The organism is Streptosporangium sp. NPDC001681, assembly GCF_040298085.1.
Lineage (GTDB): Bacteria > Actinomycetota > Actinomycetes > Streptosporangiales > Streptosporangiaceae > Streptosporangium.
On record NZ_JBEOZN010000015.1, the window covers coordinates 33,455 to 51,252 of the forward strand.

Genomic DNA, 17,798 nt, shown 5'->3' on the forward strand with positions numbered 1-17,798 from the left:
GGGCCGCCATGGTGGAAACGGGGAAGCGGCTTCCCCAGATCGGGGGAAACGCCGGCCGGAGCCCGCTCCGGCACCCGGTCACGGGGACGAGCCGATCGGGCGCCGGCTCCGTCCCGAGGAGTCGATGATCACCGAGCCCCAGACGGGTTTCCTGGGTTCGGGATGGACGTCGGAGTCCGAGCCGTCCGTCACGTGGCCCGAGGACGAGGAGAGGTCCGGCGGACGGATCAAGACGACCTTGCTGATCGTCGCCGCGGTGGCGGTGGTGCTCGGCGGGACCGTGTTCGGGATCCGGGCGCTGACCGGCTCCGAGGGTTCCGCCGCCGACTGCCCGCCCGCCGGTTGCGTCACGGCGGCGTCGAACCAGCCGGAACCGCGGCCCGACCCCGTCGGTGGGACCGAGCTCACCGAGGAACCCGTACCGGCCGACGAGCCCGAGGAGACGGGTGACGAGACGGCGGAGGCCACGCCCACCCCGACTCCCACCTCCACCCGCACGGGAGGCGGGGTCACCTCCACCCCCAAGCCCACCGCGACGAGAAAGGCCACCCACGCGCCCCGGGCCTCCGACGAGCCGTCGCCCACCGACGAGCCGGAGCCCACGCCCACCTCCGAGCCCCTCATCGTCGGTAACCACCGAACACCCGCCCCCGAGCAGTCCCCGAGCACCACGGCGCCCGTCCCGGTGCCCACCGACACCTTCGAGGCGCCCGTGCCCGCCGCAGGGGGCGCCATGATCATGGTAGGCGCCGCCCTCGTGCGGAGCAGGGCACAGTCGTACACGGTCAAGCTCGTGGTCGCCGCGGACGAGAGCGTCGAGAACCTGAAGGTGAGCGTGCCGGTCAATGGGACGGTCTCCTCGGTGAGCGGAGCCGACTGGGAGCAACTCGACGGCAGCCTGGTGATCGACTCGCCGGAGGGCCTGCAGGCAGGCGAGGAGCTCGTCGTCGTCTTCACCGCGAGCGGTGACACGGAGATTCCGGAGACCTGTCAGAGCGACAGGGGAGAGTGCGCCGTCGTCTGACCCGGCGTCCCGGACCGAGCCGGTGCCGTCGCCCGATCCGGCCGGTGGTTCCGGCCAGTGGTTCCGGTCTGTGACCCGGTCTGTGGTCCAGCCGCCGGCCCGGCCCCGATCGCCCGATCCGGCCGGTGACTCCGACCCGTGATTCCGGCCTGTGATCCGGTCGCTGGTCCGGTCGGGCCTCGCGCCCGAGCCGGTGCCGTCGCGGCTCTGCGCGGCCGAGGAGTGGCGGGGAGTGGACAGGGGGCGCTCAGCCCGGTCGGCGCGGGGCTGGTTGGATGGGGGCATGACCGTTTTGGCTCCCCCTCGCGTGCTGACCGTCGCCGGCTCCGACTCCGGAGGCGGTGCGGGCATCCAGGCCGACCTGAAGACCATGCTGGCCCTCGGCGTCCACGGCATGAGCGTGATCGCCGCGGTGACCGCCCAGAACTCGGTGGGCGTGCAGGGCTACTGGGAGCTTCCCCCGGAGGCGGTCCGTGCCCAGCTCGACTCGGTGCTCGGTGACATCGGTGCCCAGGCGGTCAAGACCGGCATGCTCGCCTCGCCCGTACTGGTGGAGACGGTAGCCGAGGTGCTGGCAGGGCTGGATGTGCCCGTCGTGGTCGATCCGGTGGGAGTCTCCAAGCACGGTGACACGCTCCTCGCCCCCGAGGCGGTGGAGACGGTCAAGGCGAGCCTGCTGCGCACGGCCACGGTGGTCACCCCCAACCTGTGGGAGGTTCTCCAGCTCACCGGAGTGAAGGTCACCGACGAAGCCGACCTGCGCCGGGCCGCCGACGCGGTCCTGGCGCTCGGGCCCGAGTGGGCGCTCATCAAGGGCGGCCACCTTCCCGGGGCTCCTGTCGATCTGCTGACCGACGGCACGCGGGAGTTCCGCTTCACCGCGGAGCGCCACGACAACCGGCACACCCACGGCACGGGCTGCACCCTGGCCTCCGCGATAGCCTCCCACCTGGCCCTCGGCGAGGACGTCCCCGCCGCCGTGGAGAAGGCGAAGGCGTACGTCACCGGCGCGATCGAGCACGGCTTCCCGCTGGGGGCCGGCATCGGCCCGGTGGACCACGCCTGGCGCCTGCGCTCCCGCTGAACACGGAGGACCCGCTCCGAGCCGTCCTTGGCGGAGCCCGCCAAGGACGGCTCGGAGCCCGTTGGGAACGGCGAAGCCCGCCGCCCCGTCGAGGGGACGGCGGGCTTCGCGGAAGTCCGACTAGCGGGTGACCTTGCCGGCCTTGATGCAGGAGGTGCAAACGTTCAGCCGCTTCGGCGTGCCGTTCACCACTGCGCGCACGGGCTGGATGTTCGGGTTCCAGCGGCGGCGGGTGCGGCGGTGCGAGTGGGAGACGTTGTTGCCGAAGGTCGGCTTCTTAGCGCAAACGTCGCAGACGGAAGCCACGGTTCGCTCCTTAGATCAGTCGAGAGGCTCGATCCGCCGCACTGGCGGGCGGTCATCGGGCATGCCGGGACGACCGGCTGGCCACACGAGGATACCCGATGTTCGGCCCTACAGGCGAACGTGAGCCGCCGTGAACGGTCGAACGGGGATAATCTCCGGAGGCAACCGTAGCGCATCCCGGGACGCGCCATGGCGGGTCGCGTCCGGCGGGCGACGATCAGCCGGTGAGATCGGGGTCGGCCGGGCGGTGCGGACGGGGAGCCACCGGTGACGGCATGCCGGTCGCGGCGCCGGGACCTGCCCGGGAGATCGATGAGGGCGCCCGGCGGGCGCGAGCAGGAGCAGGAGGGCAGGAATGCTGCAGGTTCTCGACCCGCCCTCGGTGCGGAGATGGTCGCGGCTGGCCGCGGAGACGCTGGGGAAGGCGCGCGAGGAGATCGACGCGCTCAACGTCTTCCCGGTGCCCGACGGCGACACCGGCACCAACCTGCACCTGACCATGCTCTCCGCGGCCGAGGCGCTCGACGGGCTGCCCGCGGACGCGGGGACGGCGGCCACCTGGCAGGCGCTCGCGCAGGGAGCGCTGCTCGGCGCGCGGGGCAACTCCGGGGTGATCGTCAGCCAGGCGCTGCGCGGCCTCGCCGAGGTGTTCAGGGAGGCCGAGGGGCACGGCACGGACCTCTGCCGTGGCCTGGTCAGAGCCGCCGAGCTGGCCCGTGCCGCGGTGGCCAGGCCGGTCGAGGGCACGATCCTGAGCGTCCTGACCGCGGTGGCCGCGGCGGTCCGCGACGGCCGGGGAGATCTCGTCTCGATCGCGAGAAGGGCGGCCGAGGAGGCGCGCTCCGCGCTCCGCCGTACCCCCGGGCAGCTCGGCGTGCTGGCCCGCAACGGGGTGGTCGACGCGGGCGGCGCGGGGTGGACGATCATTCTGGAGAGCCTCGCCGCGATCGTCACCGACTCCTACACCGAGCGGGTGGACATCCCCGCCCCGGCCCACCGGATCGGCGCGGAGGTCGCGGAGGAGAGCGCGGACGGGCCCGGCTACGAGGTCATGTATCTCCTGGAGGCCGGGGCGGCACAGGTCGCGGCGCTCCGTGCGGAACTCGACGCGCTCGGCGAGTCGCTGGTGATCGTGGGTGGGGACGACCTGTGGAACGTGCACGTCCACGTGGACGACGCGGGCGCGGCGATCGAGGCGGCGGTCCGGCTGGGGCGGCCCCACCGGATCAGGGTGACGTATCTGGTCGGCTCGGGCAGGACCCACCCGGCCGCGCGGGGCAGGGGAGTGGTGGCCGTGGCGGCGGGACCCGCGCTGGCCGCGCTGTTCGAGGAGTCGGGGGCCGTGGTCGTCCGCCGCGAGCCGGGCTCCAGCCCGCCGCTGGCGGCGGTGCTCGCCGCCATTCGCGAGGCCGGCTCGGAGGTCGTGGTCCTGCCCAACGACAGCGGGACGCGTGAGGTCGCCGCCGCCGCCGCGGAGATGGCCAGGGAGGAGGGCCTGGTGGTCGGGGTACTCCCGACCAGGGCCTCGGTGCAGGGCCTGTCGGCGCTGGCCGTGCACGATCCGCTGCGCCGCTTCGACGACGACGTGGTGGCCATGACCGAGGCCGCCGCGCACACCCGCCACGGGCACGTCTGGGTGGCCGACCGCGAGGTCATGACGAGCGCGGGCCTGGCCGGGCCCGGTGACGTCCTGGGAGTGGTCGACGGGGACGCCGCGCTGATCGGCAGGGATCTCGAGGCCACCGCCCTGGAGGTCGTGGGCCGCATGGTGTCCTCCAGCAGCGAGTTGGTGACCGTTCTGGAGGGCGTCAACGCCCCCGAGGGGCTCGCGCGCGCGGTGCTGGACCATCTGGCCGAGACCAGGCCGGACATCGAGGTGGTTCTGTACGAGGGCGGCCAGGGCGGCTACCCGCTGCTCATCGGCGTCGAATGAGGGCGTCGCGAGGCCCGGCGTCAGGCACGCCTGCCGGTGACGTTCGCGGCCGACGCGGGTGAACCGTTCCGTGGGCCGGGAGAATTCTGTCTCCCGCACACGGTAGAAAGCTGGGGTGACGAGCTTCGACGAGCCGCTGGCGAAGGCACTGGACCCCAAAACCGCCAGGTTGCTGGAGAGCGTTCTCGACCTGCGCACCGTCGGCGACCTGCTGCGGCACTACCCGCGACGCTACGCCGAGCGGGGTGAGCTGACCGACCTCGACGATCTGCGGGTCGACGAGCACGTCACGGTGGTGGGCGAGGTCACCAGGGCGATGCGCAGGCCGATGCGGAACAAGGGCGGCACCTGGCTGGAGGTCGAGGTCGTCGACGCCCGCCGCAGCAAGATCTACCTGTCGTTCTTCGGGAAGACGTCCCACATCGCGGAGACGCGGCTGCGGCCGGGCAGGCGCGGCATGTTCGCCGGAAAGGTCGGCGCCTTCGGCCAGGGCGAGAAGCGCAAGTGGCAGCTCTCCCACCCCGAGTTCGAGATGATCGAGGAGAACGAGACGGGGGCCGAGGAGTTCGCCGCCGCGCTCGTACCGATCTATCCGGCGGGCAAGGACGTGACGCCCTGGGCCATCCGCAGGGCGCTGGGCGTCGTCCTCGACACGATGGGCGAGCTCGACGACCCGCTTCCCGAGGAGTTGCGCGCCCGGCACCGGCTCCCCGGTCTGTCGGACGCGCTGCTGACCGTTCACCGGCCGCGCGACCACGCCGACGTGGCCAGGGCGCGCAAGCGGCTCAGGTTCGACGAGGCGTTCCTGCTCCAGGCGGTGCTGCTGCAGCGCCGGATGGCCGCGGCCTCCTGGCCGGCCACCCCCAGGCCCGCGATCCCCGACGGGCTGCTCGCCGACTTCGACAAGCGGCTGCCGTTCGAACTGACCGAGGGGCAGCGCGAGGTGGGCGAGGAGGTCGCGGCCGATCTGGCCATGGCCCACCCCATGCACCGGCTGCTCCAGGGCGAGGTCGGGGCGGGCAAGACCGTCGTCGCGCTGCGGGCGATGCTCCAGGTGGTCGACGCCGGGGGGCAGGCCGTGCTGCTGGCGCCCACCGAGGTGCTCGCCCAGCAGCACCACCGGTCGATCTCGGCCATGCTCGGCGACCTGGCCACCGGCGGCATGTTCGGCGGCACCGCGGTCGCCCTGCTGACCGGCTCGCTGGGCGCCGCGGCCCGCCGCTCGGCCATGCTCGACGCGGCCTCGGGCGCGGCGGGCATCGTCGTCGGCACCCACGCGGTCCTGCAGGAGCGGGTCCAGTTCGCCGATCTCGGCCTGGTCGTGGTCGACGAGCAGCACAGGTTCGGCGTCGAGCAGCGCGACGCGCTCCGCGAGAAGGCCGGAGGCGGCCGCCCGCACGTGCTCGTCATGACCGCCACCCCCATCCCCCGCACGGTCGCCATGACGGTCTTCGGCGATCTCACCGTCTCCACGCTCTCCCAGCTGCCCTCCGGGCGTGCCCCGATCACCACGCACGTGGTTCCCGCCGCGGAGAAGCCGCACTTCCTCGACCGCGCCTGGACCCGGCTGCGCGAGGAGATCGGGCTGGGCCGCCAGGCCTACATCGTGTGCCCGCGCATCGGCGACCTGGAGGGCGACGAGGGCGACATGTCGAAGGCCGACGACGAGCGCAGGCCGCCGCTGGCGGTGCTCGACGTGGCCGAGACGCTCTCGCGGGGGCCGCTGCTGGGGCTCCGCACGGAGGTGCTCCACGGCAAGCTCCCTCCCGAGGAGAAGGACGCGGTGATGAAGGCGTTCACCAGGGGAGAGATCGACGTGCTGGTGGCGACCACGGTCATCGAGGTCGGCGTCGACGTCCCCAACTCCTCGGTCATGGTCATCATGGACGCGGACAGGTTCGGCGTCTCGCAGCTCCACCAGCTCCGCGGCAGGGTCGGCCGCGGCGGGCTGCCCGGTCTCTGCCTGCTGGTGACCGACTCCCCCGGTGGCACGCCCGCCAGGGCGCGGCTCGACGCCGTGGCGGCCACCCTGGACGGCTTTGAGCTGTCCCGTGTCGACCTGGAACAGCGCAGGGAGGGTGATGTGCTCGGGGTGGCCCAGTCGGGGCGCAGGTCGTCGCTGAAGATGCTCAGGCTCCTCCGCGACGAGGAGGTCATCCACGCCGCGCGCCTGGACGCCGAGGCGATGCTGGAGGCCGACCCCGAGTTGGCGGGGCACCCCGTGCTCCGCGCGGAGATCGACAGGCTCCTGGCGGACGAGCGCGCCGAGTACCTGGAGAAGACCTGACGACCGGCGGAGGCGATGCCCGGCGGGGCGGTGGACGCCGCGGGGTTTCGCGGCTGTAGCCGGCGGTCGCGCTGTGCCCAACTGCGGGGACGGCCTCCCCCCGAATGCCGTCCCCGCCTGGGCCCACTCCCGGGTCAGGTGCCGAGAGCACCGGCGTGCGGAAGGGCTCACGATCACGCCGGTCGGCCTCCCCCTGGGTCACTTGGAGGCCGCAGGAATCATCATGCAAGGGACCGGCACCTGACGGAACGACCCTTACGCTTTCGTCGCCACTCCTTGCCCACTCTTGACCTAGATCACCTACCAGGACCCTTTTGACCTGCGGTTATGTGATGCGTCGCGACACGCCGTGCTGCGCCCGGCGCACCTGGGGGCCTCCGGGGACCGGCATCGGAACCGGTGCCGGGGACGGGTGCGGGCGGTGGCCGACGGCACCGGGCGGCGGCACTGAGAGGATGGCCGGGTGAGCCGAGTCATCGCGGGAAGCGCAGGGGGACGGCGGCTGGCAGTGCCGCCGGGGCGGGGGACCCGCCCCACGAGCGACAGGGCCAGGGAGGGGATCTTCTCCACGGTGGGGTCGCTGATCGGCCCGCTGGAGGGGTGCCGGGTGCTCGACCTCTACGCGGGCTCGGGCGCGCTCGGGCTTGAGGCGCTCTCCCGGGGGGCCGCCCGGGTGCTTCTCGTGGAGTCGGACGCCAGGGCGATCCGGACGATCAGGCAGAACGTCACCTCGCTGGGGCTGCCCGGGGCCGAGGTCGCCGCCGACAGGGTTGAGCGGCTGCTGGCCAGGGGTATCGGGGACACCGGGGAGCCGTACGACCTCGTCCTCGCCGACCCGCCGTACGCGCTGGGCGACGAGGAGGTGGGGACGGTGCTCGAACTGCTGCGCGACCGAGGCTGGCTGGCCGAGGACGCGCTCGTCGCGGTGGAACGGGAGAGCCGGGGAAGGGACCTTCGCTGGCCTGAGGGGTACGAAGAGGAGAGGGTCCGTCGTTACGGCGAAGCGTCCGTTTGGTACGGTCGCGCCGCCGGGAATCCTTAAGAGCAGGGAGTCCACCTTGCGTCGCGTTGTCTGTCCGGGATCCTTCGATCCCGTCACGAACGGTCATCTGGACATCATCGGCCGGGCTTCCCGGCAGTACGACGAGGTCGTCGTAGCCGTACTGATCAACATCGAGAAGAAGAGCCTCTTCACGGTGGAGGAGCGTATCCAGACTCTCCAGACGGTCACCAAGGAGTACGGGAACGTCCGCGTGGACAAGTTCCACGGCCTCCTGGTCGACTACTGCAGGCAGCAGGAGATCCCCGCCATCGTGAAGGGCCTGCGCGCGATCAGCGACTTCGACTACGAGCTCCAGATGGCGCAGCTCAACTACCGGATGTCAGGGGTGGAGACCCTGTTCATGGCCACCGGGCCCGAGGTGTCCTTCCTGTCCTCCAGCCGCATCAAGGAGATCGTCAAGTATGGTGGGAGTGTGGCCGGGCTGGTTCCCGATCTTGTCCAGGAACTCCTGGTAGAACGGCTCAGGGGCTAGGCCCTGCTATTCTCTTGTTTCGGCCTTGCACGATGGCGATGATGCGCCATGCCTAACGAGAGCGAAATGACTCATCCCAACCTTGACCCCCGAGCCCCATGGGTGATCTCTACCCATGACCTGGGGCGACGACCAGGGTCGATGCGGCGGATGGACCTCGTTCTCCCGGCACCGGCGGACATCGGCGTCGACATGATCGGCGTTCCCAAGGACGCCGAAGTCGAGCTGGACATCCGGCTTGAGGCGGTCATGGAGGGTGTGCTCGTCACGGGCACTGCGCAAGCCCCGCTGCGGGGGGAGTGCGCACGCTGCCTGGAGCCGGTCATCTCGCAAGCCGAGGTGGGCTTCCAGGAGCTGTTCTTCTACTCGGCAGAGGATGCTGCCGAGGGTGACTCGCTTCTCGACGGTGAACTTCTCGACCTCGAACCCGCGTTTCGCGACGCGGTGGTGCTCACACTGCCGTTGAGCCCGGTCTGCAGTGAGGACTGCGCCGGACTCTGCGTGGAGTGCGGGGTCAGGCTGGCAGACGCCGAGCCTGATCACGGCCACGAGGTGATCGACGCCCGCTGGGCGAAGCTGCAGGGTCTGATTCCGGAACATAACAACGATCAGGAGAGCTGACGTGGCTGTCCCCAAGCGCAAGATGTCGCGGAGCAACACTCGCTCCCGCAGGTCGCAGTGGAAGGCCGCCGCGGTTTCGCTCGTGAGCTGCCCCCAGTGCCGCTCGCCGAAGCGTCCGCACGTGGCGTGCCCGACCTGCGGCACCTACAACCGCCGTCAGGTGATCGAGCCCTCCGCCTGATCGCAGTCTGACAGACGGATGCCGGCCGGGCTCCCGGCCCGGTCGGCGTCACCGTCCGCCCACCCTGCGATGGCGGTCCGCCCGCGGTTGTGGTGGACGCCGGGGTTCGCGGTAGAACGCGTGCCCTCCCGGCGCCCACCACATCTTCGGGCATCTCTCGTTTCTTTGCCATCGCGCATTCGATGAGAGAGCGTGCGAGGAGAAGCCGTGGGTACGAGTGTCAAACCGGTCGCCGTCGAGTTCGTCAGGGACGAGCTTGAGCGCCTTCTGTCGGTGCGTCTGGACGTCGCCATCCTGGAGCGTGCGCTGACGCACCGCTCCTACGCGTACGAGAACGGCGGCCTGCCGACCAACGAGCGCCTGGAGTTCCTGGGCGACTCGGTGCTGGGCCTGGTCGTCACCGACACCCTCTACCGCAACCACCCCGACCTGCCCGAGGGGCAGCTGGCCAAGCTCAGGGCCGCGGTGGTGAACATGCGCGCCCTCGCCGACGTGGCCCGCTCGCTGGGCCTGGGCCGCTTCCTGCGGCTCGGCCGGGGTGAGGAGGGCACCGGGGGGCGCGACAAGTCCTCGATCCTCGCGGACACCCTTGAGGCGCTCATCGGCGCGATCTACGTGAACAGGGGTCTGGACGAGGCGTTCCGCGTCGTCCACCTGCTCTTCGACCCCCTCATCACCCGCTCCGCCTCGCTCGGCGCCGGGCTCGACTGGAAGACCTCCCTGCAGGAGCTCACCGCGTCCGAGTCGCTCGGCGTGCCCGAATACCATGTCGAGGAGAGCGGCCCCGACCACGCCAAGTCCTTCACCGCGGTCGTTCGCGTCGGCGGAGAGGGGTACGGTTCGGGATCCGGCCGCTCGAAGAAGGAAGCCGAGCAGCAGGCCGCAGAGGCGGCCTGGAACAGGATCCGCCAGGACCGCGACAGACGCGAAGCCGGCTGACCCGTCGACCAAGGAGGGGTGCATGCCCGAACTGCCCGAGGTCGAGGTGGTACGCCGTGGCCTGGAGCGGTGGGTTTCCGGCAGGGTCGTCGCCCACGCCGAGGTGCTCCACCCGAGGGCGATCAGACGGCACCTTCCCGGAGCGGAGGAGTTCTCCACCCGGTTGAAGGGCCGCACCGTCGGTGCGGCGGAGCGCAGGGGTAAGTACCTCTGGCTGCCGCTGGACGGCCCCGACGCCATCCTGGCGCACCTCGGGATGAGTGGCCAGCTGCTGGTCGTGGAGCCGGACACGGCGCCGGAGAAGCACCTGCGCGTCCGGATCGGCTTCACCGACGGTGGCCCGGAGCTGCGCTTCGTCGACCAGCGGACCTTCGGCCATGTGCTGGTGACCGCCATGATCCGGGCTGGCGGCCGGACGGTGCCCGAACCGATCGCGCACATCGCGGCCGACCCGTTCGAGGGGCATTTCGACGACGAGGCCTTCGCCCGCCGGCTGCGTGCCCGGCAGACCGAGGTCAAGCGCGCGCTGCTGGACCAGTCGCTGATCAGCGGTGTCGGCAACATCTACGCCGACGAGGCGCTCTGGCGGGCCAGGCTGCACGGCGCCCGGCCCACCGGAGCGCTGACCAAGCCGAAGATCGCCGAGTTGCTGGGTGCCGCCAGGGAGGTGATGTCCGCCGCGCTGGCCGAGGGCGGCACATCTTTCGACAGTCTTTATGTGAATGTCAATGGCGAGAGCGGGTACTTCGACCGTTCCCTCGCGGTCTACGGCAGGCGCGACGAGCCCTGCCCGCGGTGCGGTGCCCCGATCGTTCGCGAGTCGTTCATGAACCGTTCCTCCTACAGCTGCCCTCGCTGCCAGCCCAGGCCGAGGAGGGCCGCGGCATGACGGACGTGCGACTGACCGCCTGGGTCAGAGGTCATGTGCAGGGGGTGGGTTTTCGCTGGTGGACGCGGTCCAGGGCGCTGGAGCTCGGCCTGGTCGGCTGGGCGCGCAACACGGCCGACGGCCGGGTCGAGGTGGTCGCGCAGGGGTCCGAGAAGTCGTGCGCGATGCTGCTTGAGCTGCTCAGGGGCGGTGAGACGCCCGGCAGGGTGGACGGGGTCGTCGAACGTTGGAGCGAGGCCAAAGGCGGTCTTGAGGGTTTTGTCGAGCGCTGACCACTTTCCTAAACCGCCCAAAATACGGTATAGTTGACTGTCGAGAGTGCCTACTGGTGCATCCATTCGGAGCGTTCAGCTTGACCGCCTCCCTCACCGGTGCGACTCTTGACAAAGAACCACGCGCACCCCTCCCGCGGCAAAGAAGTGCGCGAACCAGTCTGGTCACTCAGCGTGGAGGACCCTTTACTATGGCGAAGGCTCTACTAGGCCACGTCGGCGGTCCCGACCCTCGTATGGTCTCGGAAATGCGTCGTCTCCAGCAGCGCATCCGTGATCTCGAGGGAGAGCTCACCCGGCTCCAGGCCCAGAACGACGAACTCGCGGCAAGTGCCCGCGACGAGGAGTTCAACCGTCTGCAGGATCGCGAGCCGGCTCTCACCTAACGGGGTCGGGGCGGAAACACACTGTCCGGGGACGCCTCACCGGGGCGTCCCTTGTCATATATGTTATTTACGTCATATATGTCCTATTTGTCATATATGTCGTGCGAGGAAGGCCAGCTGCTCGGGTAACACCCTGCGGCGATAGGCCGTGTCCTGGCATCCTTCGCTGATCCCTCCCTCGGCGGTGGCACCCAGTGCCTTCAGGGCCTTCAGCATGGTCTGGGTCTGCCGTGCCCACGCGTCGCGCTCCCCACACCCCAGCCAGACCGGGATGTTCACGAGTTCGCGCAGCGGCGCCTGCGCCGCGCTCACCGCCGGCGACGCCGCGACGACCGCCCCCACCTGTGCGGGGCCCAGCTCCGCGGCCAGCCTCAGCGCCCCCGCGCCGCCCGCCGACCAGCCCATCAGCCCGATCTTCGTGGTGTCCATCCCGTTCATGCTCAGGTAGGGCAGCAGGGTGCCCGGGATGTCGGCGGAGGGCCAGTCGTCGATGGAGGCCAGCGCGAAGCGCCCGCCCCCGGCGGCCAGGTAGCGGTCGATCGCGTAGACGTCGAACGGCGTGCGCGCGTCACCCGCGGCCCCGTGAAGCATGATCACCACAGGCAGCCCGTCCGTCGCCCCCGGAGGCATCCCGACGATGACCCGGCGCCGGTCGACCTGGCTGCGCTGGAGCGTTCCAGGAGACGTCACCGGGGGTGCGGGGACCGCGCCGCAGACGATCTGGGCGTACGCCCCCCTGATACCGTCCGGGCCGGCCGCCAGCGCGGCGCCGCCGAGGCCCAGCGCGGCCAGCCCGCCGCCCACCAGGAAGGCGCGCCGCCCGAGATGACCCCTGCCGCTCGATGGGCGTGACGGAGTTCCGTCAGCACCGCGTTCCGCGTTCATGCAGGGCACCATAGGCGGTGTGCGGGCGGGTGCGGGTGAAGAACGGTAGTCTTCCCGCGTTGGCGAAGCCGTGGGGTGACAGGGAAGACGCGTTCATCGGCGCCCGGGGCACGGCGCGTGATACGCGGGCCGGCGCGGCCACACCGTGAATGGGGGGCTCTCTTTGTATCTCAAGACCCTTACCCTGCGCGGTTTCAAGTCCTTCGCCTCGGCCACCACGCTCCGCTTCGAGCCGGGCATCACCGCGGTCGTCGGCCCCAACGGATCCGGCAAGTCCAACGTGGTCGACGCCCTGGCCTGGGTCATGGGGGAGCACAGCGCCAAGTCGTTGCGCGGCGGCAAGATGGAGGACGTCATCTTCGCCGGCACCTCCTCGCGGGCACCGCTGGGCCGCGCCGAGGTCACGCTGACCATCGACAACACCGACGGCATGCTCCCGATCGACTACACCGAGGTGACGATCAGCCGCCTGATGTTCAGGGCCGGCCAGAGCGAGTACGCCATCAACGGCGACACCTGCCGCCTGCTCGACATCCAGGAGCTGCTGTCCGACTCCGGCATCGGCCGCGAGATGCACGTCATCGTCGGCCAGGGCCAGCTCGACCAGGTGCTGCACGCGGGACCCGAGGAGCGCCGGGCGTTCATCGAGGAGGCCGCGGGCGTCCTGAAGCACCGCAAGCGCAAGGAGAAGGCGCTGCGGAAGCTCGACGCGATGCAGGCCAACATGACCCGGGTACAGGATCTCACCACCGAGTTGCGCCGCCAGCTCAAACCGCTGGGCCGCCAGGCCGAGATCGCCCGCAAGGCCGCCGTCATCCAGGCGGACCTCCGCGACGCCAGGCTCCGGCTGCTCGCCGACGACGTGCTCACCCTGCGGACCACCCTGGAACGGGAGATGGCCGACGAGGCGGCGGTCCTCGCCCGCCGCACCGCTGTGGAGACCGAGCTGGAGCAGGGCCAGGCCGCCGAGGCCGAGCTGGAGGCCGCCGAGGCCGAGGCCCAGCCGCGGCTGACCGCCGCGCAGGAGACGTTCTTCCGGCTCTCCTCCCTCCGCGAACGCCTCAGGGGCCTGGCGGGACTCGCCGCCGAGCGGCACCGGCACGCCACCGACACCGCGGTGGAGCGGCGGGGGCGCGACCCGGAGGACTTCGAACGTGAGGCCGAAGAGGTCCGCGAGCAGGAGCGGGTCCTGGTCGAGCTGCTCGAGGGGGAGCGGGAGTCACTCGCGGAAACCGTGGCCAGGCGCACCGAGACCGAGGCCGCACTCGCCGCGGAGGAGCGGCGGCTGGCCGCGGAGGCCAGGGCCGCCGCCGACCGGCGTGAGGGCCTGGCCAGGCTCAGGGGGCAGGTCGGGGCGGCGCGCAGCCGGGCGGGGGCCGCCGAGGAGGAGATCGGCCGGTTGCGGCGCTCGCTGGAGGAGGCCGAACAGCGCGCCGAGGAGGCCCGCGCCGAGCACGACAGCCAGGAGCTGGCCGAACCGGCCGTCGATCCGGCCCTCGCCGAGGAGCTGGAGATCGCCCTGGAGACGGTCGAGCAGGCCGGGGAGTCCGTCGAGTCGGCCAGGGCCGGGGTCGAGGAGGCCAAGGCGGCCGTCGCGGGCCCGAACGCCGCGCTCGGCGCCGCCCGGGCCGCCCTCGCCGCGGCACGCAAGGCCGACCAGCAGGCGCAGCGCCAGGTGGCCGCGCTGGAGGCCAGGTTCGAGGCGCTGGAGATGGGCCTGGCCGGTGGTGCCGACGGTGGCGCCGCGCTGCTCGCCGCCGACCTGGCCGGGGTGCTCGGGCCGGTGGCGACCATGCTGTCGGTGCGGCCCGGTGCCGAGGTGGCCGTCGCCGCCGTGCTCGGGGCCGCCGCCGAGGCCGTCGCCGTCGAGTCGCTGCAGAGCGCGGCCGACGCCATCGAGTTCCTCCGGGGCCGCGACGGCGGCCAGGCCGGCCTCGTCATCGCCGCCGGTGAAGCGGCGGTCCCGCCGGGCCAGGTGCCGCAGGCGGGTGCGGAGTGGGCGATCGACCTGGTCACGGTCTCCACCGAGCTGCGGGCCGCCGCCACCCACCTGCTGGCGGGCGTGCTGGTCGTGGACGATCTCGCGACCGCGAGGAAGACGGTCGAGCAGTATCCCGGGCTGCGGGCCGTCACCCGCTCCGGCGACCTCCTGGGTGCCCACGCCGCCGCCGGCGGCGGTTCGGCGGGCGCCACCTCCGCCATTCAGATGCGGGCCGCGCTCGACGAGGCGACCGCCGACCTGGCCGAGGCCAGGGTCGCCGCCGAGCTTGCGGCGACGGAGCTGGAGGAGACCGCGGAGGCCGAGGGAGAGGCACAGCTCGCGGTCGAGACCGCCCAGGCGCGGGTCGCCGAGGCACAGACGGGAGTGCAGAACAGGCAGGCCGGGGTCAATGCGGCGCAGGCCGCCCTGGACCGGGTCAGGGCGAGGCAGCGCGACGCGGACCAGAAGATCGCCGCGGTGGCCAGGCGGCTCGCCCAGCTGGACGCCGCCGCCAGGGCGGCCCGTGACGAGTGCGAGCGCTTGGCCGCGGGCGTACGGGCCGCCGAGGAGGCGCGGGACCGCGACGCGGCCGGTCTCGCCGAGCTGGAGGAGCGGCTCGCCGCGGCCGTGGAGGCCGAGGAGCGACAGAGCGAGCCCAGCACCGACCTGCGTGACGAGCTCGCCGAGATCTGCGCGACGGCCAGGCAGGACGAGATGGAGGCCCGCCTCACGGTACGGACGGCGGAGGAGCGGGTCAGGGGCATCGACGGCAGGGCGGAGGAGCTGACGCGCGCCGCGGAGCGTGAGCGCGAGGAGAGGTCCAGGGCGGCCGAGCGCAGGGAACGGCGGCGCGAGCAGGCTCGGACGGCCCAGGCGGTCGTCAGGGGCACGGAGCTGGCGCTGCGCACGCTGGAGACCTCCCTGGCCGCCGCCGCGGGAGAGCGCGACGAGGCCGAGCGGGCCCGCGGGCAGATCGACGCCTCGCTCAAGGCGGTCAGGATCCGGGTCCGTGAGCTCACCGGTGAGCTGGACAAGCTGGTCAACCGGGCACACGGCAGCGAGGTGGCCCGCACCGAGCAGCGGCTCCGCCTGGAGCAGCTCCAGGAGCGGGCGGTGGAGGAGTACGGCGTCGAGGCGGACACCCTCATCGCCGAGTACGGCCCCGGCGAGCCGGTTCCGACGGCGGACGGCGAGCCCGTCCCCTACGACCGTGAGGAGCAGCTCAAACGGGCCAGGGTGGCCGACCGGCAGATGGCCCAGCTCGGCAAGGTCAACCCGCTCGCGCTCGAGGAGTTCGCGGCCCTTGAGGAACGGCACTCGTTTCTCACCTCGCAGCTGGAAGACCTCAAGAAGACCCGCCGCGACCTGCTGCTCGTGGTCAAGGAGGTCGACGAGCGGGTCGAGCAGGTCTTCGGCGCCGCCTTCGCGGACGTGGCCCGCGAGTTCGAGACGATCTTCACGCGAGTGTTCCCCGGCGGTGAGGGCAGGCTGCTGCTCACCGACCCGGAGGACATGCTGACCACCGGTGTCGAGGTCGAGGCCCGGCCGCCGGGCAAGAAGGTCAAGCGGCTGTCGCTGCTGTCCGGTGGCGAGCGGTCGCTGACCGCGGTGGCGTTCCTCGTGTCCATCTTCAAGGCGCGGCCCTCGCCGTTCTACGTGATGGACGAGGTCGAGGCCGCGCTGGACGACACCAACACCCAGCGCCTGCTCACCCTCTTCGAGGAGCTCAGGCAGACCTCGCAGATCATCATCATCACCCACCAGAAGCGCACCATGGAGATCGCCGACGCGCTGTACGGCGTGTCGATGCGTGGGGACGGCGTCACCCAGGTCATCAGCCAGCGCCTGAGGGAGAACGAGTCCGCCTGAATCCTCCGGGTCTCCGGAGGGTCCGTGCGGTGGCCCGGGGCCGCCCTCGGGATGAAGCGGTGGCAGGTCGTGAGCCTGCCCGGGGTTCCGGGATGGTCCCGGAGGGCCGGGGCGGTGCGGGGCCGGGAGGTCGTGAGCCCGTTCCGGTGCTCGGAGGCGGTCAGGGGCCGCGGGTCCGTCCGGGTTTTCGCGGACGGTCCGGGGCGGCCCGCGCGACGAGGTGGTGACCGACGGTGAGGAACCGCGAACCCGTCCGGACCCCTTGAGGTCGGAGCATCCCGGGGCGTCTGGAAAACTGTGGTCTTGTGGAAGCCTATCTCGGCATAATCGCGATCATCGTCGTCGTCGCCCTGCTGGCGGCCGGTGGCATGCTCCTGCTGTTCAGGAGGGGGGGCACCAGCGCGCCGCCGCGGGTCGAGGCGCCCGAGGCGCCGCCGGCCCCCGAGGAGACGCGGGCCCCCGGCAGGGGCGCGGTCATGGACGACGAGGCGACGACCACCGTGCCGCCGCCGGCCAGGCCGGTCGAGCCCGAGGCCGCCGTCATCCCGGAGATCGAGATCCCGCCGCCGTCCGCCGGCCGGATGGTGCGGCTCCGCGCCCGGCTGGCCCGGTCGCAGAGCACCCTGGGCAAGGGGCTCCTGGAACTGCTCTCCCGTGACCGTCTCGACGACGACGCCTGGGACGAGATCGAGGAGACCCTGATCACCGCGGACGTCGGCGTGGCGCCGACCCGGGCGATGGTCGACGAGCTGCGTACCCGGGTGAAGGTGCTGGGCAGCCGGACACCCGAGGAGGCGCGCGCCCTGCTCAGGGAGCAGCTGCTCGCCCAGATCGGTACCGACATGGACCGTACGCTGCACGTCAAGCCGCACGGTGAGCGTCCCGCGGTGGTCCTCGTGGTCGGGGTCAACGGCACCGGCAAGACCACCACCACCGGCAAGCTGGCGCGCGTCCTCATCGGCGACGGCGGCAAGGTCGTGCTGGGCGCCGCCGACACCTTCCGTGCCGCCGCCGCCGACCAGCTGCAGACCTGGGGAGACCGGGTCGGAGCCTCGGTGGTACGCGGTCCGGAGGGCGGCGACCCCGCCTCGGTGGCCTTCGACGCCGTCGCCGAGGGCATCGGCGAGAAGGCCGACGTGGTGATCGTCGACACCGCCGGGCGGCTGCACACCAAGACCGGCCTGATGGACGAGCTCGGCAAGGTCAAGCGCGTCATCGAGAAGAAGGCCACCGTCGACGAGGTGCTGCTCGTCCTCGACGCCACCACGGGCCAGAACGGCATGCGCCAGGCCCAGGTGTTCGCCGAGGTGGTCAACATCACCGGCATCGCCCTGACCAAGCTCGACGGCACCGCCAAGGGCGGCATCATCATCTCCGTCCAGCGCGAGCTGGGTGTCCCGGTCAAGCTGGTCGGCCTCGGCGAGGGGCCCGACGACCTCGCCCCGTTCGACCCCGAGGTCTTCGTGGACGCGCTCCTCGGGGGGTGAGTCCCGCCGGGCCGGGCCGCTCGGTCTCATGGGGAGGCCGGCCGGCGTGGCCCGGTTCGATCCCGAGGTCTTCGTGGACGCGCTCCTCAGCGGGTGAGGCCGGCCCGAGCCCCGCCGCG

General features: G+C 71.8%; 16 protein-coding genes. 14 read left to right on the forward strand and 2 right to left on the reverse strand.

The window, feature by feature from the left end:
* Positions 1 to 124: 124 nt before the first annotated feature.
* Positions 125 to 1,024 carry a hypothetical protein gene (locus tag ABT130_RS09850; protein WP_350954344.1) on the forward strand — a complete coding sequence of 300 codons (900 nt, stop codon included), beginning with the start codon at positions 125 to 127 and terminating at the stop codon, positions 1,022 to 1,024.
* 283 nt (positions 1,025 to 1,307) lie between these two features.
* Positions 1,308 to 2,108 (forward strand): bifunctional hydroxymethylpyrimidine kinase/phosphomethylpyrimidine kinase, encoded by an 801-nt coding sequence (thiD, locus tag ABT130_RS09855; RefSeq protein ID WP_350914807.1) that lies wholly within the window; start codon positions 1,308 to 1,310, stop codon positions 2,106 to 2,108.
* Between the two features lie 120 nt (positions 2,109 to 2,228).
* Here the strand turns inward: thiD and rpmB are convergent, their stop codons facing one another.
* Entirely contained in the window at positions 2,229 to 2,414 is a 186-nt protein-coding gene (gene rpmB, locus ABT130_RS09860) for a 50S ribosomal protein L28 (protein ID WP_012894387.1), read from the reverse strand.
* A gap of 355 nt (positions 2,415 to 2,769) precedes the next feature.
* Between rpmB and ABT130_RS09865 the strand changes: the two genes are divergently transcribed.
* The 10 genes from ABT130_RS09865 to ABT130_RS09910 all read left to right on the forward strand — a co-directional run bounded on the left by ABT130_RS09865 (position 2,770) and on the right by ABT130_RS09910 (position 11,457).
* The gene (locus ABT130_RS09865; RefSeq protein WP_350914809.1) at positions 2,770 to 4,347 is read left to right on the forward strand and encodes a DAK2 domain-containing protein; all 1,578 of its coding nucleotides are present in this window, start codon (positions 2,770 to 2,772) and stop codon (positions 4,345 to 4,347) included.
* A gap of 115 nt (positions 4,348 to 4,462) precedes the next feature.
* Positions 4,463 to 6,634, forward strand: a complete 2,172-nt coding sequence (gene recG, locus ABT130_RS09870; protein WP_350954345.1) for an ATP-dependent DNA helicase RecG — start codon at positions 4,463 to 4,465, stop codon at positions 6,632 to 6,634.
* Between the two features lie 463 nt (positions 6,635 to 7,097).
* A complete protein-coding gene (rsmD, locus tag ABT130_RS09875; protein ID WP_350954347.1) occupies positions 7,098 to 7,676 on the forward strand; it encodes a 16S rRNA (guanine(966)-N(2))-methyltransferase RsmD in 579 nt (192 codons plus the stop codon).
* 16 nt (positions 7,677 to 7,692) lie between these two features.
* Positions 7,693 to 8,169 carry a pantetheine-phosphate adenylyltransferase gene (coaD, locus tag ABT130_RS09880; protein WP_350914815.1) on the forward strand — a complete coding sequence of 159 codons (477 nt, stop codon included), beginning with the start codon at positions 7,693 to 7,695 and terminating at the stop codon, positions 8,167 to 8,169.
* A 66-nt stretch (positions 8,170 to 8,235) separates the two neighbouring features.
* A complete protein-coding gene (locus ABT130_RS09885) occupies positions 8,236 to 8,790 on the forward strand; it encodes a YceD family protein (RefSeq protein WP_350914817.1) in 555 nt (184 codons plus the stop codon).
* 1 nt (position 8,791) lies between these two features.
* A complete protein-coding gene (gene rpmF / locus ABT130_RS09890) occupies positions 8,792 to 8,971 on the forward strand; it encodes a 50S ribosomal protein L32 (RefSeq protein ID WP_012894381.1) in 180 nt (59 codons plus the stop codon).
* Between the two features lie 267 nt (positions 8,972 to 9,238).
* Positions 9,239 to 9,910 carry a ribonuclease III gene (gene rnc / locus ABT130_RS09895; RefSeq protein WP_350914927.1) on the forward strand — a complete coding sequence of 224 codons (672 nt, stop codon included), beginning with the start codon at positions 9,239 to 9,241 and terminating at the stop codon, positions 9,908 to 9,910.
* 22 nt (positions 9,911 to 9,932) lie between these two features.
* Positions 9,933 to 10,799 (forward strand): bifunctional DNA-formamidopyrimidine glycosylase/DNA-(apurinic or apyrimidinic site) lyase, encoded by an 867-nt coding sequence (gene mutM, locus ABT130_RS09900; protein WP_350914820.1) that lies wholly within the window; start codon positions 9,933 to 9,935, stop codon positions 10,797 to 10,799.
* Positions 10,796 to 11,071 carry an acylphosphatase gene (locus ABT130_RS09905; protein WP_350954349.1) on the forward strand — a complete coding sequence of 92 codons (276 nt, stop codon included), beginning with the start codon at positions 10,796 to 10,798 and terminating at the stop codon, positions 11,069 to 11,071. The genes mutM and ABT130_RS09905 overlap by 4 nt, the downstream gene beginning before the upstream one ends.
* 191 nt (positions 11,072 to 11,262) lie before the next feature.
* Complete coding sequence (locus ABT130_RS09910; RefSeq protein WP_084195478.1) at positions 11,263 to 11,457, forward strand: hypothetical protein; 195 nt, start codon at positions 11,263 to 11,265, stop codon at positions 11,455 to 11,457.
* Positions 11,458 to 11,547: 90 nt separating this feature from the next.
* On the opposite strand, the gene ABT130_RS09915 is transcribed toward ABT130_RS09910, so the two are convergent.
* Positions 11,548 to 12,342 carry an alpha/beta hydrolase-fold protein gene (locus ABT130_RS09915; protein WP_350954350.1) on the reverse strand — a complete coding sequence of 265 codons (795 nt, stop codon included), beginning with the start codon at positions 12,340 to 12,342 and terminating at the stop codon, positions 11,548 to 11,550.
* A 163-nt stretch (positions 12,343 to 12,505) separates the two neighbouring features.
* Between ABT130_RS09915 and smc the strand changes: the two genes are divergently transcribed.
* Together smc and ftsY are read left to right on the forward strand one after the other, a co-directional pair.
* Positions 12,506 to 16,192, forward strand: coding sequence for a chromosome segregation protein SMC (smc, locus tag ABT130_RS09920; protein WP_350954352.1), 3,687 nt, complete (start codon positions 12,506 to 12,508; stop codon positions 16,190 to 16,192).
* 305 nt (positions 16,193 to 16,497) lie between these two features.
* Positions 16,498 to 17,679: a signal recognition particle-docking protein FtsY gene (gene ftsY, locus ABT130_RS09925; protein ID WP_350914829.1), complete on the forward strand. Its 1,182-nt coding sequence runs from the start codon at positions 16,498 to 16,500 to the stop codon at positions 17,677 to 17,679.
* Positions 17,680 to 17,798 lie beyond the last annotated feature (119 nt).